Origin of the sequence: Bacillus sp. ISO11, from assembly GCF_003458115.1 — a bacterium.
Taxonomy (GTDB): Bacteria; Bacillota; Bacilli; order Bacillales; family Bacillaceae_G; genus Bacillus_A; species Bacillus_A cereus.
Map to the genome: position 1 here is coordinate 213028 of NZ_QXCO01000004.1, position 14725 is coordinate 227752.

Sequence of the window (14725 nt, forward strand, 5' to 3'; positions counted from 1 at the left end):
GTGGCATTCATGGGATCACGAATTATGCATGTTATTATCGCTAGTGGTATTGCTGAGAAACTATCAATTCACGATAAGACTTCTTTCTTACTTGGAGCTGTAGCCCCTGATGCTGTTCATTCAAAAAAAGAAAAAGGAACCTCACATTTTTATGCCGGTACAACGAAGAACTATACGAGAAGAATAGATTATGATTCATTTTTTCATAAATATGAATCACATATAGATTCCCCATTTATTTTAGGCTATTATACCCACCTCATTGCCGATGATAATTGGCTAAGTGGATTTTTTCTACCTTGGCTAAAAAATAGAATAGAGAATGACGAAACTATCGCACCCCTGTACTATAACGATTTTAAATTGTTAAATGCAAAGTTGCTTCATCATTACGATCAAGAACAACAGCTTTTCTCTCTTCTCAATCAAGAGGCTCACATTGTGGATATTGAAGAGGTTTCTAAAGAAAACGTTTTAGCTTTTCGAAAGTATCTTTTTGAAGATATGTTGTATCCAAAGCAACATTTGCATGAAGACTTACAAGTATTTACGTTTGATCAAATCGTTGGCTATATTGAGACAGCTATTGAAAAAGGAGTATTTTTTATTAAACAACTCTCTAATGAAAAATCCACTTCAAAAATTTAATCCCCCTCAAATATATTTGAGGGGGATTTTCACATAGCAATATTATTATTGGTTCTTCTCCATAACCGCAAAATAATTCCCTTCGCTATCAGCAAAGTTAAACACTTTACCAGAAGGCATAGTTACCATTTCTCCAACAGTAACATTTTTATTTGTTAAATCTGTATATAGTTGATCAAGATTTTCTGAGAAGAACATTAAAGACGGTGTACCAAGATTCAATTCTGGGCTCATTTTAGAAATAATTTCTTTATTATGTAATATAATGCTCGTTTCTGCACCGCTTTTCGGAGCGATTTCAATCCATCTCATTCCATGCTTATTATCTTCCTCTGCAACTACATGAAACCCTACCTTCTCCGTCCAAAAATTTACTGCCTCATCTTGATTATTTACATATAACATAATTTGTCCTACTTTATGGATCATTACATTTCCCCCTAATGGTTTTTATATTCTATGTAGCTTTCTACAAATACTATCGTTATTCCTTTTGAGTTGGTATGTACTTCTTTGCAAAATTTATCGACTGACTCATCCCATCCAGTTCATCAAAATAATCATTTCTTTCAATCATGTTATATCCGTCGAATCCAATTTTATCTAATACTTTGTAGAATATATCGAAATCTACTTCACCATTCCCTGCTGCGACTTCAATATACTTACTTGAACTATCGCTTTTCACCTTTGTACAATCTTTAATATGAGTTTGTACTATATAATCTTTTAGTAGTAATAAACCTTCTCCCGGATTTTCATTTACATCACTTATTAAATTTGCTGGGTCAAAGTTAACAGCTAGTCCTTTCGAGTTTGCAGTTTCTAAAAATCGTTTTAATACTATTGCTTTTTCAGATCCCGTCTCAATGGCGAAGAATCCTCCAAATCTGAACGCTAAGTCCCCTATTTCATTACAAACACGTAGCATTTTATCATAGTAGGCACTTTTTTTATCATCTGGAACTTTCCCAATATGAGCTGTTATGATCTTTGCCCCAAGCTCCAAACCTCTGTCAGTAATATATTTAAACTGATCTATTGCACTCTCAGCTTCTATTCCCATAATTCCATTTTCTCCAAAACTAATTGCTAATGATGGAATCTTTATTCCATTAAAAGATACGCTTTTCTTTAAAGCATTCCACTCTGCCATTGGAATATTAGCTAAGTTAAAGTTTTTATTCATAGCATATAATTGAATATATTCTAACCCCCATTCTCTCGCCTTTTTTATTCCTTCGTTTACTTCAATATATTTCGTATTCAAAAACATTCCTAATTTCCTATCCATATATGTACCTTCTTTTTATTATTTCGCATCATTTTAATATACGACTTTTTTATATTATTTCCTCGTATAAACCAAATAAATAAACTACCCTTTTTTCGATACTCCCAGTAGAAGCATATATATGATAGGCACATTAAAAACACTAATACAATTCCCATTATCACTTGTTTACAAACAAAAAAGACGTAACTACAAATAGTTACGCCTTCTCCATCATTTATCTAGGCTTTTTCTTTCCAGTAAATGCTGGTTTCTTTTTCTTTGGTGCTTTCGGTTTCGTTTCTACAAATGATCCTTTGAACATTTCTTGCTTCGTAAATACGATGCCTAGTTTTTTCGCAAATTGCAGTAATTTGCGCTCTTCTTGTGGTGTTACAAGAGATACGACAGTTCCTTCTTTGCCCATACGTCCAGTACGTCCTGAGCGGTGAATATATTGGTCTACTGTGTCTGGTAATTCTAGGTGAATTACGTGTGTTAAATCGTCAATGTCGATACCGCGCGCTGCAATATCAGTAGCAAGTAGAATTTCTAATTTCCCTCCGCGGAAAGCACGCATTGTCGCTTCACGCTCTTGTTTACTTGCTTCTGCATGAAGAGCCGCTGCTTTCATTTTACGGAATTTCAATTTCTCAGTAATTTCATCTAAACGGAATGGGTCGTTTAAGAAAGCAACTGCTTTTACATCGCCCATATGCATAATTCTTCTTACGTAATCATTTTTTTCGCGTCGCTCACAAATGATATACGTATGCTCAACTAAGCTTTTTGATTCTGCACGTGTTACACGTACTAATTGTGGTTCAACTGCTAAATCACGTGCCGCATCTTCTGCCGCTTTTGTCATTGTCGCCGAGAAGAATACTAATTGACGATCGCGCATCGTTGATTTAATTACATCTTGCACTGCGCCCATCATTTTTTGCTTTACAATTTGATCAAACTCATCAAATACAATTGTTTTTACTTCATGCATTTTTAGCTTTTTCATACGAATTAATTCTAAAATACGGCCTGGTGAACCGACAATTACTCTTGGGTGTTTCTTTAATTTTTCAACTTGGCGCTTAATATCTGCACCACCAATTAAAGATGCACCTGAAATTTCAGTTCCTGCTGTAAACTTTTGAACCTCTTCATGAATTTGCATTACAAGTTCACGTGTTGGCGCTAAAACAACAACTTGTGGCTGTTTTACTTCAGGATTAATTTTATGTAAAAGTGGTAATAAGTACGCTAATGTTTTTCCTGTTCCAGTTGGAGATTCAGCTATAACGTCTTGTCCTTCTAAAATAGTTGGAATCGCTTGTTTTTGAATTTCAGTTAACTCTTTAAAACCAGCCTTCTCCCAAGCTTGTTGTAAAAATGGTTGCATATCTTTTATCATTTGTTTTTCTCCTTTATCTCTATTTTTGAAGAAAATGCTGTATTGTTCGCACCGTTTCTATCATGTGTGAAATAACAGCTATTAAATCATCAACATGGTCTTCTGTAATCGCTTTTTGAAATAGAACCTCTACCTTATTATGATATGAAATCGCTTGCTTATTATATTCGTATGAAACTTTCTGCATAATCATTCTTTCTTTTCCCCATATAGAACGTATTAATGTTTCAATTTCTTCGCATTTTACTTCTGGTTGCTCTAACGGGAATGAAAATGCTAGCTTCATTTCACAACCTGGTGTAAACTGAGGCACTTCTAGTATTTCACCAGACAAGTTCTTTGCATCCACAGATAATGAAAATGTTGCTTCTACTAATGGTTCAAACGGTTCTGTTAATTGAAATGAGATATGATATATACGACTTAATGAAGCAAGATCCATCATATCTTTTCGATCTGTTACAAGAATATCTCCATGTAGATCAAAATCATACACAGCACCTTCTACGATTACTTTTAAATTGTCAAAAGCAGTTGGATCAAACATAATTTCCTCCAAAAAACAGGCGCCTTTCGATGGAAAGGCGCCACTTGATGTATATATAGTTTACAGATAAACGAGATGAATTACAACCTTTTAGAATAAACCTACTGCTTTTCCATCTTCATTTACATCCATTTGAAGTGCTGCTGGTTGTTTTGGAAGACCTGGCATTGTTAACATTGTACCTGTTAACGCAACGATAAAGCCTGCACCGATAGATGGTTTTAACTCACGAATTGTAACGATAAAGTCAGATGGACGACCTAATTTTGTTGCATCGTCAGAAAGAGAGTATTGTGTTTTCGCCATACAAACTGGTAGGTTACTCCAACCTTCTCCTTCATATTGAGCTAATTGCTTACGTGCTTTCGGAGCAAATTCAATATCTTTTGCGCCATATACTTTTTGAGCAATTGTACGAATTTTTTCTTCTAAGGGTAATTCTAATTCATAAAGTGGTGCGTAGTTGTTTTCACCTTTTTCGATTTCTTTTAGTACTTTTTCAGCAAGGTCAACTCCGCCTTGGCCACCTTTCTCCCAAACTTCTGTTAAGGATACTGCATAGCCACGCTCATTACACCACTCTTGTAAGTATGTAACTTCTGCATCTGTATCTGTAATGAATTTATTAATTGCAATTACGAAAGGCACACCGAAGCTTTGAATTGTTTCAACATGCTTCTGTAAGTTTTCCATACCTTTTGCTAATGCATCTACATTTTCTTCTTTTAATTGATCTTTTGCAACGCCGCCATGCATTTTAAGCGCACGAATCGTCGCAACAATAACAACTGCTTCTGGTTTAATGCCAGCTGCACGAGCTTTAATATCTAAAAACTTCTCAGCGCCTAAATCAGCACCGAATCCAGCTTCTGTAATAACATAATCACCTAATTTTGCTGCCATTGTTGTAGCGATAACACTGTTACAACCGTGAGCGATATTCGCAAATGGTCCGCCGTGAATGATAGCTGGTGTATTTTCTAACGTTTGTACTAAGTTTGGTTTTAATGCATCTTTTAATAATAATGTTAACGCACCTTCTACACCTAAATCTTTAACCGTTACAGGTTGATTTGCAAAGTTATAAGCAACTACGATGCGTGATAGACGCGCTTTTAAATCTTGAATATCTGTTGCAAGGCAGAATACCGCCATAATTTCAGATGCTACTGTAATATCAAAACCGTCTTCACGTGGTACACCTTGAACTGGTCCACCAAGACCAATTACTACGTTACGAAGGGCACGATCATTTAAGTCAACACAGCGTTTCCAAACGATTTTACGTGTATCAATTCCAAGTGTGTTTCCTTGTTGGATATGATTATCAATAAACGCTGCTAATGCGTTATTAGCAGTTGTGATCGCATGGATATCTCCAGTAAAGTGAAGGTTAATGTCTTCCATAGGTACGACTTGTGAAAAACCGCCACCCGCTGCTCCACCTTTTAATCCCATCGTCGGTCCAAGAGATGGTTCACGAAGTGCAATTACTGTTTTCTTACCAATTTTGTTAAAAGCTTGACCTAAACCAACTGTTACTGTTGATTTACCTTCTCCAGCTGGAGTTGGGTTAATCGCTGTTACTAAAACAACTTTACCGTCTTCCTCATTTTGTAAGCGCTTAAAAATATCAAGAGATAACTTACCTTTATAATGCCCGTATGGCTCTAATTCATCTTCTAAAATATTTAAATCAGCTGCAATTTCTTGAATCTTCTTCATACTCGCTTCTTGTGCGATTTCAATATCGGATTTCACTGTTGTAGTAGTTGTCATATACCCTAGTCCCCCTTTAATTGGTTCTGATGATATTGTATCAGTTTTTTGTATTTTCTGCACTTATTTACCTCCTAAAAATTCTTTCATTTCTTTATACGTTTTTTAACATAAATACCCATAAGAATGTTAACGATTGTTGCAACTCTGTAGGTAGTTGACCTAACATCTTCTCATTTACTCCGCGCTTATATACGCCGATGCCATCTATAACTTTAAAACCTTGTTCTTTCGCTAACTGTTCAAATTCCCAAGGCATCATCGTATTACAAACAACGTCTTTTCCGTACAAGCGAGGATAACTATTCTCTCGTGGCTTTGCTGTCGGTCCTAAAATTGCAATACATGCATATCCATCTTTCTTTAACACACGCTTTATTTCATTTAACGCTCGTAATGGCTCTTCCGTCCATTCTAAAGAATTAATTGCCATAATTGATTCAAATTGCTCATTTTCAAATGGTAATGCAGAAAGATCTCCTTTTATAAAAGATAAATTCGGTCCTTCTCCGCGCTCCTTACCTTTTTGAATCATCACTTCCGATAAATCTACTCCCACTGCTTTATAGCCTGCGCGACTTAATTTATATGTACCGTAGCCATCACCACAACCAACATCGAGCACTTGTGCTTCTTTCTTCACGTATTGTTCAAAAAACGGAATAATTGTACTTCTGCTACCACTGTCCCACATCTCTTGACTATTTTGATTCCAAAACTCTGCACTACTATCCCATTTCTTTTCTGCTGATTCATGCCAATTAAATTTCGTCATACATTCCCCTACCTTCACGCTTTATCATTCATTTCATTCTACATCATTTTCCAAAATTCCTGTTTATCTTCATTAGGAGATGTACAAGCTAATAATGGAATCTTTATTCTCCAATTTTTGCTTTACTTGGGTTTAACTCATACTCATGTTCTTCTCTTTATGTAAGATACTATAGGTACACCCAATTGAAAGAGAGGGATGTACATGCGAAGAAAGAGAAATCATCATTTTAAAAGTGGTGAAAAAAACGAAGAGTATGCAGCTGAAATATCACCAGCTGGCATTCCGATTAGACATAAGCGTAAAGAAATTGCAAATGAAATAGAAGGTACAAATACCGGTGCAATGGTAGGCTATGTCGCTTTATTTCTTTCGCTTTTCTCAATTGCATTTTATCCGGTTACACTCGGCTCTCTTGCGATTTTAGTCGGCTTATTAGCTGTCAATTTCGGAGCAAGAACACTTGGATATACTGCAATTGGTTTTGGAAGTTTTTCTGTTTTATTTACTTTACTCTATCCGCTTGCTTTGTCAGCGTTTTAAAAAAAACACACCAAGTTATACTTGGTGTGTTCATTCGTGATACAACATAATATGACCGCATCCACAGCAATGTTTCGCTGTAATTTCTTGAAACACTGGATAATTCTCTTCATCCCGATGCTCAATAAACACCTTTTCAAATCGATACATATTTTGTGCATATGCCCAATCTTGTTTCGTACGTGCATACAAAGTGGAGGAAAAAAACTCCTCACCACCGCAAACGATACATGTATTCTTCATTACTACCCCTCCTATGCTTGTCTTACTTCATCTATATGAACATAAGCATAAGAAAAAGACCTTCTATTACTAGAAAGTCTTCTCTGAAACAAAAAGAAATGTACCAAACATTCCTACTCCGCTATATTCTTTCGTAACATCAGCTTCTGTTTTAAATGTTTGCTTTACAGTCATAAAGAATACACCATTTCGTGCATCTGTACTTTCAAATTTTAATTTTTCTTTTTTACCATCTACATTTTGTGTGCATTCAAAACTACTCTCATCACATTTCAATGCATACTTATCCTGTACATACACTTTAAAATCTGATTCTTTCGGACAAGTTATAAGTAATATTGCCACGAGAATAATACTTATAATACCCACAATTGTATAATATTTCTTCATTTGTACTCCTTTCAAATGACAAGAAAACTTGACTTCATACGCCAAGTTTTCTTAGTCAACAACCCATTGCCACTCTTGTTCTTTCTTATCAAAAATGAGCCAACCTGTTTCTGTTGCTTCCTCTTTCAATTCATCGATATTATCTAACACCTCATCCGTACTTTCATACGAACCAACTACATATACCGGAATTTCAAGACCTCTTCTTGACTCAATCTTCCCTGCTAGATCTATGTAAAGACCATCTTCCATTAGTGGAATCAGTCCCATGATCAATTCTTTTGAAATTGCTGGGAAAATTTTTGATTTTTGGAAGAAAGAAAAACGTTTCTTACCGAAAGCACCGAGTTTATACGGAATAACTTTACTTAACATTCCTACAAAATCAGCAATTCTACGATAATACACTTTGTTGTACCATCCGTCATCATGTGAAAAATAAACAAATCGATTTTTCAACAGCGGAAAGAATGTTCTTGCAAGTGGTTCTTTTTTGTGAGCCAAATATAATAATTCTGCAATTTCTTTCGGCTCTAATTCATCTAAATCGCTTGCATCATCAAAATCTACCCAACAAAATTCATCAAATTCATCAATCTCTGCTTGAATTAACTTATGTATATTTTCTTCCTCAACATATTCAAATAAAGTATGATAATGAAAATCCGTCCATTCAAAGTTGTGCTTCAAAAGCAACACTTGATGAAGCGGTGAAGGGATGTTACTCGCAAACTCTTTAAACGTAATTCCTGATGTAATAAAACAATGACCTCGACGATTACCATTAATATATATCATATTCTTTACTTGGTCAGATCCTCCAGACAAAGCACCTAGCCACCTTCGTTTTATATGTTTCAATTCTATAGCATATTTTAACATGAAAAATTTTAGAAACATAGAAAAAACTTCAAAAACTATTTACAATTTCATGTGTTTTATTACATAGTGATTACAAGAAAAAACGCCTGCTCATAAGCAGGCGTTTTTAAAGGATTTCATCAGGGTTTTGAGGATGATGATTTCCCTCTTTCTTTTCTTCTTTTTGGAACATCGATTGAATTTTATCAATTGTTTGTGGAGCTAATTCAATCATTTTTTCTGCTAAATGTGTCGCATTTTGTAGATGAAGAATATTTACTCCATCTTTATTCACCACAAGAAATGCTACTGGTGTAATCGAAACACCACCCGCGCTACCGCCACCAAATGCAGCGTTACCGTTCGCTCTTTGTCCATCATTCGTTTGGAAATCAGAACCTCCTGCTCCAAAACCGAACGCTACTTTAGAAACCGTTAACACCACACCACCGTCAGCCGTTTGAACAGGCTCTCCAACAATCGTATTTACATCAACCATTTCTTTTAAATTTTCCATTGCTGCTTTCATTAACCCTTGAATTGGATGATCCACCGTTCATAACCTCCTTTGTCATATCTTTCCTAGTTTTTCCGAAAGTTTGTGAACTAAACATAAAATTTAATATTGATTTCAAAAAACTCAAGTTGTAATATTTAGAAAAATAAAAAAGAGGTCGATTCGTTATGATGCGAAAATTAACAAAGAAAGATCATGAACAAGTATTCGCTTACCTAAAAGAAGAAGCAGCCCTTAACTTGTTTATTATTGGAGATATTGAAGCTTTCGGTTATGACACAGATTTTCAAGAACTATGGGGAGTATTTAAAGAGAATGGAACATTAAAATCAATTTTACTCCGATTCCACGATTCATTTATACCATATAGTAAAGAAGACTTTGTTACCACTGATTATGAGGCACTTCTTTCCGCATATAAGCCACTTAAACTCTCTGGTAAGTCAACCATTGTAGAAAAGTTTGAAACTGCTCCAAGTCTACAATTAGGCGTCAAAAATGAAATGTATTTTTGTGAATGTCTAAATGACAACAACTTACCTGACACGCCTATTCATGAAACGATTAAACTTGCGTCACTCGATGATATAGAACGAATTATGAAATTACGAAGTGACATTGCTGAATTTCCGACTACCAATGAATCAGAGAAAATATTAAGGCAGGCTATCGAAACGAATACAGGACGCACATACTATATTGAAAAAGACGGCGTGATCATCGCATCCGCCTCTACTTCCGCTGAAAATTCATTATCCGCTATGGTAGTTGGTGTATGTACACACCCGAATTATCGTGGAAATGGCTACGCTTCACTCATACTACAAAAAATGATTCAAGACTTTACGAAAGAAAGCCGAACACTTTGTTTATTTTATAACAATCCAGCTGCTGGACGAATTTATAAACGTCTAGGATTTAAAGACATTGGGATGTGGACGATGTATCGATAATAAGGGGTACTTTATAAGCAGAAATAGTTATAACTTAACAATAAAAGCAGATTATACACAATTTCATACTGTTATTATGAAGATAAAGAAGCTACTTGCGGAGCAATGACTCTAACTAAAACATGTCATGTATTCAAGCTAAATTTAGACAGATAAATGCCCCAGTTGCATCTACTCCAGCAATTGGGGCGTTTACCCTCAAATTCTTTCCACTATATTTATGAAACATTTATTCCACTTATGTCGCTATTATCATTACGTGCAAATGCTCTTTTTAATATTACTGCTTCTTATTATACTGTGCTTTAAAATCAATATATTCCTGTCTCGCGTCCTGATTATTACCTTGTTGACTATCAAAGTATGTGTGTATTTGTGATATGTGTTCTACTGACTTTCCTTCTTCATTTCTCTTTTTATAATTCACTACAATACTCACTTCCAATATCTGCTCTGAGCCCTTTGTAAACTCAATATGCAGTGCGATCGATCCACCACCATATTCATCATATTGTATTTTCAACTTATCATTAATAATATTTTGAAACTCTGATTCAGTTAATGTATATCCAACAGTACTAGGCTGACCAAACTTTTTTATATCACCTCCTGGCTTCATCTTTAGTTTCCCTATCCCTTTTAAACGATCTACAATTAAGTTCACGTATGAAACATCCAGACTTGAATCCGTACTTTGTACCTGTCCATTCTCATAACTAATATTTGTACTATAATTAACTTCTTCTTTATAATTTTTATTATCTACTTCCGAGGTAATTTCTTGTGTTGTATTTCCATATAAACTTTTATCTTTCGTATTATATATGCCTTTCGAAGTTTGATAGATTGTTTTACTGTGCTCTCCATCTTCCTTTTGCTCATATGTACTATATATACCTCTTTGTTTCACATAGGCATATCCATCATCACTAGCGGACATAACCTTTTTCATATCACCTTCATCCAAAGCTTTGACAAATGGCTCATATTCTATCTTTTTTTCAAAAAAACTACATGCTTGTAGTAGGCTGATTGTTATTATGATAGTAATCATTTTAGAAACCTTTTTTGTGTTCATTTCATCATCACACTACCCACTCTACATTTTCGATCAGATAACCTTCTAATCACTTTAATCACCTTACATAATTAAATTTTCTTTTAGAAGTTAAAATACTCTCCTGTAAATAATTACTTTTCTATCATCAAAACTTACAATACGCACTTTCTTTATGCCTTACGTTTCGATTTACCTTTTTTATTTTTCTTTCGATATCTTGGAGTCTCTCTTTTATGTTGCTCCCACGTTTTATTAAATGATGGAAATTTAAATCTGCAATATGCTAATAGCTGAAATTCAGCTGCACCGATTGCTATCGTATACATTAAAAAGGTCCCTACTACATACATAAATAAATCATCAAACCCATAATCGTTATGAAAATATATCAAAATAAGAATAGTTACTGCGTATAGTGTAGCCCACTTCATCATCTTTCCTTTTGTTTTACTAAAGAAAGAAGCAGACCTCTCATCCATACTAAACGCACCTTCACTCGCTTGTTTAAACGTATCAATTGTTGTCAAAACATGAAAAATTACTGCTCCTAAAAGCAATAAACCCGCATACAGTATTGTAATCCAGTCAATTGAATTATTAGCCATTTTAGTAACAGTCAAAGCAATAGGAGCTATTGTTGCCAATTGGAATGAACATAATAATACGACAAGGGTTTGTAGTTTTTGAAATTTAAATTGAGCTATCGGAAATGAATAAATGACGAAAAGAATTATTTGTATAATATATAAGAATACTTCTAACTTAACAATTCCTATATTAAAGAGAAGCATGCAGTAATCCCACCCAGCTGATAAAACAATAGAAAAAATTGTTATTGAACTAAATAGTATTCCTCCAAACATAAACCCTGTAGCACCCTCAGGACTTAAACGATCATTACATGTCATCCTAAACTTATCTAAATCTTCTTCTTTTATATTCCACATCCTGGCCCTTCACCTTCTATACGTTTCAATTATTTTTCGAGCACTAAAATTCTATTAATATATTATTTATTTTTCGTTTTGAATTTCTTATTTCGCTTTCGAATTCTCCCACGCATTCTCTCATTCTCTTCCCACGTTATATTAAATGACTTGAATTTGAATCTGCAATACACTAAGAGCTGGAACTCTGCCGCTCCTATTGCTACTGCATACATAACAACATTACATATAACATAACCAAACATTGTGTTTAATGAGTAATTATTATTTATATAAATCAAAACAAGAAGAATTAACACATAAATTACAGCACCTCGTATAACATGTCCCTTTGTTTTACTAAAAAATGAAGCTGATTTGTCCCCACTACTAAATGCACCCTCGCTTGCTTGTTTAAATGTATCAACTGTTGTCACAATATGAACAATAATTCCACCTAATACTAATAGCCCTACATAAACACGTGTATGGAGATCAATTGAATGCTCTATCATCCCAGAAAGAACAAATAACGTGCATCCGATAGTTCCAAGTTGAAATGCATATAATAATATCACGAGCGTTTGTAATTTTTGAAATTTATAACGAACTTTAGGGAATAAATATAGTATTAAAAACATTACTTGCAAACCATATAACACTAATTCAACCCTAACAATTACCTTATCAAACAAGGTAGTATAATAATCTATTCCTCCCACAAAAATAATAACCATAAATAATGAAGTATAAAATATCGTTCCAAGCATAAATCCCGTAGCACCTTCAGGACTTAAACGCCCTTGACATGTCATTCGAAACTTATATAAATCTTCTTCTTTTATATTCCACACCCTGACATTTCACCTTCTATACAGTTTAAATAATTTCCATTCACTTCAATTCTATTTCCCTCTTATTTACTTTTCGATTTGGATTTTGTATTTCGCTTTCGAAATCTTCCACGCATTCTCTCATTCTCTTCCCATGACATATGAAATGACTTGAATTTAAATCTACAATACATTAATAGCTGAAATTCAGCTGCGCCGACAGCAACTGTATACATTAATACAGTACCCACTACATAAAGAACTAAAACATCAATTCCATAACCATTATGAATATATATCAAAACAAGCAGGATTAGCGCATATATTGTAGCCCACTTCATCACATTGCCTTTTGTTTTACTGAAAAATGAGGTGGATCTTTTATCCTTACTGAACGCACCTTCACTCGCTTGTTTAAACGTATCGATAGTTGTCACAATGTGAACAATGGCTGCTCCTAGGAATAACATACCTACATATATTAATGTAATTCTGTCAATTGAATCCTCCGAAATTCCAGGAAGAATCAACGCTGTGAATGTTATAGTACCTAATTGAAATGCATATAATAAAATTACAAAAGTTTGTAGTTTTTGTAATTTAAAACACACTTTTGGAAATGAATATAGAATTAAAAACATTATTTGTAAGCTATATAACACAATTTCAATTTTAACAATTGTTTTGTCAAAGAAAGTATTATAATACTCCAAGCCCCCCATAAAAATAAAAAACATAAATACTGAAGTATAAACTACCCCTCCAATAAAGAAAACTATAGCACCTTCAGGACTTAAACGATTTTTACATGTCATCCTAAACTTTTCTAAATTTTCTTCTTTTACATCCCACATCTAGTTACTCACCTCTAGCTACTTTTTGGGTATATATCACTATGAATTACTTAATTTCTAAGTGAGATAGCCGATAACAACCAATCATCCTTTTTTACAATTTGAGTGATGCTTATTAAATTTGAAAGCGATAATGCTTTATACTGAACTTTCATAATCTCTACCTCTTAGACAGTGATTTATTTATTTCTTCACAAATAGATTCTTCCACGCACATAAAAAAAACAGTTTATGACTATCATTTACAAATCTCATTTCAATTTTTATTTCTCTTTTGTTCTTTTTCTCTGATTCTTTTTCTATTTGCTATAAATTCTTGGCGTTCCTTTTCATGTTGTTCCCACGTAATATTAAAAGATGGGAATTTGAAGCGACAATACACTAACAGGACGAACTCTGCTGATACTACAGCAAATGTATATAATATTATTGTTTGTATAACATAAATTTCCATTTCATCAAATGCATAATTAAGGTTTAAAAAAATTAATACAAGTAGAACTATTACAATGATTGTCATTCCAATCAATAAATATAATTTCGTATTAGTAAAAAACGAGACAGCCTTTCCTTCCAATTTATATCCCCCATGCTTTGCTTTTCTAAAAACATCAATCGTTGCCACAATGTGCATACAGATTGCACCTAATAGTATTAAACCAACATAAACCCGTGTTTTATTATCACATGGAAAATCAAAGATTTCTTCCACCACCATAGCCATAAATGGTAATGGTGCTAACTGAAAAGAATAAAATACAGTCACAATGGTTTGGAGTTTCTGTAATTTAAAAGCAATTTTTTTAGACATGAATAACATAAAAAAAACGAACTCCAAAATATACAATTTCACTTCAGTTTGTACAACCATCTTCTCAAAAGGAGTTAAAGAAATCTTATCACCATTCAGCAAAAAAATTAAAAACATAATAAGCATGGGTATAGAAGTATATGCAAAAACTCCCTCATAAAAAATTCTTATATAATCCGGACTTAATCGATTTCTATTTTCAATTTTAAAAAGACCCATATCTTCTTCTCTTATATTCCACATTCAACCTTTTCACCTTCTATATAGTTTAAATAATTCTCATACACTTAAATTCTATTTCATC

General features: G+C 33.9%; 18 protein-coding genes. 3 read left to right on the forward strand and 15 right to left on the reverse strand.

Annotated features, from left to right (window positions below; all coding sequences use genetic code 11):
* Positions 1–9 precede the first annotated feature (9 nt).
* Positions 10–648: a zinc dependent phospholipase C family protein gene (locus D1166_RS06250; RefSeq protein WP_000535630.1), complete on the forward strand. Its 639-nt coding sequence runs from the start codon at positions 10–12 to the stop codon at positions 646–648.
* A 45-nt stretch (positions 649–693) separates the two neighbouring features.
* Here the strand turns inward: D1166_RS06250 and D1166_RS06255 are convergent, their stop codons facing one another.
* From D1166_RS06255 to D1166_RS06280, 6 genes are all read right to left on the reverse strand, one after another.
* On the reverse strand, positions 694–1077 hold the full coding sequence (locus tag D1166_RS06255) for a VOC family protein (protein WP_097856342.1): 384 nt from the start codon (positions 1075–1077) through the stop codon (positions 694–696).
* A gap of 55 nt (positions 1078–1132) precedes the next feature.
* Positions 1133–1942 (reverse strand): sugar phosphate isomerase/epimerase family protein, encoded by an 810-nt coding sequence (locus D1166_RS06260; RefSeq protein ID WP_065845422.1) that lies wholly within the window; start codon positions 1940–1942, stop codon positions 1133–1135.
* A gap of 217 nt (positions 1943–2159) precedes the next feature.
* Entirely contained in the window at positions 2160–3329 is a 1170-nt protein-coding gene (locus D1166_RS06265) for a DEAD/DEAH box helicase (protein ID WP_000588613.1), read from the reverse strand.
* Positions 3330–3348: 19 nt separating this feature from the next.
* Positions 3349–3876 carry a hypothetical protein gene (locus D1166_RS06270; protein WP_000460218.1) on the reverse strand — a complete coding sequence of 176 codons (528 nt, stop codon included), beginning with the start codon at positions 3874–3876 and terminating at the stop codon, positions 3349–3351.
* 90 nt (positions 3877–3966) lie between these two features.
* A complete protein-coding gene (locus tag D1166_RS06275) occupies positions 3967–5655 on the reverse strand; it encodes a formate--tetrahydrofolate ligase (RefSeq protein ID WP_097856357.1) in 1689 nt (562 codons plus the stop codon).
* Positions 5656–5749: 94 nt separating this feature from the next.
* On the reverse strand, positions 5750–6430 hold the full coding sequence (locus tag D1166_RS06280; protein WP_000160043.1) for a class I SAM-dependent methyltransferase: 681 nt from the start codon (positions 6428–6430) through the stop codon (positions 5750–5752).
* Positions 6431–6634: 204 nt separating this feature from the next.
* On the opposite strand from D1166_RS06280, the gene D1166_RS06285 reads away from it, so the two are divergent.
* On the forward strand, positions 6635–6973 hold the full coding sequence (locus tag D1166_RS06285; RefSeq protein ID WP_001253201.1) for a hypothetical protein: 339 nt from the start codon (positions 6635–6637) through the stop codon (positions 6971–6973).
* A gap of 30 nt (positions 6974–7003) precedes the next feature.
* On the opposite strand, the gene D1166_RS06290 is transcribed toward D1166_RS06285, so the two are convergent.
* The 4 genes from D1166_RS06290 to ytfJ all read right to left on the reverse strand — a co-directional run bounded on the left by D1166_RS06290 (position 7004) and on the right by ytfJ (position 9020).
* Entirely contained in the window at positions 7004–7216 is a 213-nt protein-coding gene (locus D1166_RS06290) for a hypothetical protein (RefSeq protein WP_000798748.1), read from the reverse strand.
* Positions 7217–7285: 69 nt separating this feature from the next.
* A complete protein-coding gene (locus tag D1166_RS06295) occupies positions 7286–7606 on the reverse strand; it encodes a hypothetical protein (protein ID WP_065223581.1) in 321 nt (106 codons plus the stop codon).
* Between the two features lie 51 nt (positions 7607–7657).
* The gene (locus D1166_RS06300) at positions 7658–8434 is read right to left on the reverse strand and encodes an oxalate:formate antiporter (RefSeq protein ID WP_000014087.1); all 777 of its coding nucleotides are present in this window, start codon (positions 8432–8434) and stop codon (positions 7658–7660) included.
* Positions 8435–8594: 160 nt separating this feature from the next.
* Positions 8595–9020: a GerW family sporulation protein gene (gene ytfJ / locus D1166_RS06305; RefSeq protein ID WP_000349986.1), complete on the reverse strand. Its 426-nt coding sequence runs from the start codon at positions 9018–9020 to the stop codon at positions 8595–8597.
* Positions 9021–9151: 131 nt separating this feature from the next.
* Between ytfJ and D1166_RS06310 the strand changes: the two genes are divergently transcribed.
* Positions 9152–9937 carry a GNAT family N-acetyltransferase gene (locus D1166_RS06310; protein ID WP_000984749.1) on the forward strand — a complete coding sequence of 262 codons (786 nt, stop codon included), beginning with the start codon at positions 9152–9154 and terminating at the stop codon, positions 9935–9937.
* A gap of 280 nt (positions 9938–10217) precedes the next feature.
* Here the strand turns inward: D1166_RS06310 and D1166_RS06315 are convergent, their stop codons facing one another.
* The 5 genes from D1166_RS06315 to D1166_RS06335 all read right to left on the reverse strand — a co-directional run bounded on the left by D1166_RS06315 (position 10218) and on the right by D1166_RS06335 (position 14664).
* Positions 10218–10991, reverse strand: coding sequence for a DUF3952 domain-containing protein (locus D1166_RS06315; protein ID WP_000628355.1), 774 nt, complete (start codon positions 10989–10991; stop codon positions 10218–10220).
* 176 nt (positions 10992–11167) lie between these two features.
* The gene (locus tag D1166_RS06320; protein ID WP_078384704.1) at positions 11168–11944 is read right to left on the reverse strand and encodes a hypothetical protein; all 777 of its coding nucleotides are present in this window, start codon (positions 11942–11944) and stop codon (positions 11168–11170) included.
* A 62-nt stretch (positions 11945–12006) separates the two neighbouring features.
* The gene (locus D1166_RS06325) at positions 12007–12777 is read right to left on the reverse strand and encodes a hypothetical protein (RefSeq protein WP_097856341.1); all 771 of its coding nucleotides are present in this window, start codon (positions 12775–12777) and stop codon (positions 12007–12009) included.
* Positions 12778–12839: 62 nt separating this feature from the next.
* The gene (locus D1166_RS06330) at positions 12840–13610 is read right to left on the reverse strand and encodes a hypothetical protein (protein WP_097856340.1); all 771 of its coding nucleotides are present in this window, start codon (positions 13608–13610) and stop codon (positions 12840–12842) included.
* A 256-nt stretch (positions 13611–13866) separates the two neighbouring features.
* Positions 13867–14664, reverse strand: coding sequence for a hypothetical protein (locus D1166_RS06335; RefSeq protein WP_097856339.1), 798 nt, complete (start codon positions 14662–14664; stop codon positions 13867–13869).
* Between the last annotated feature and the right edge of the window lie 61 nt (positions 14665–14725).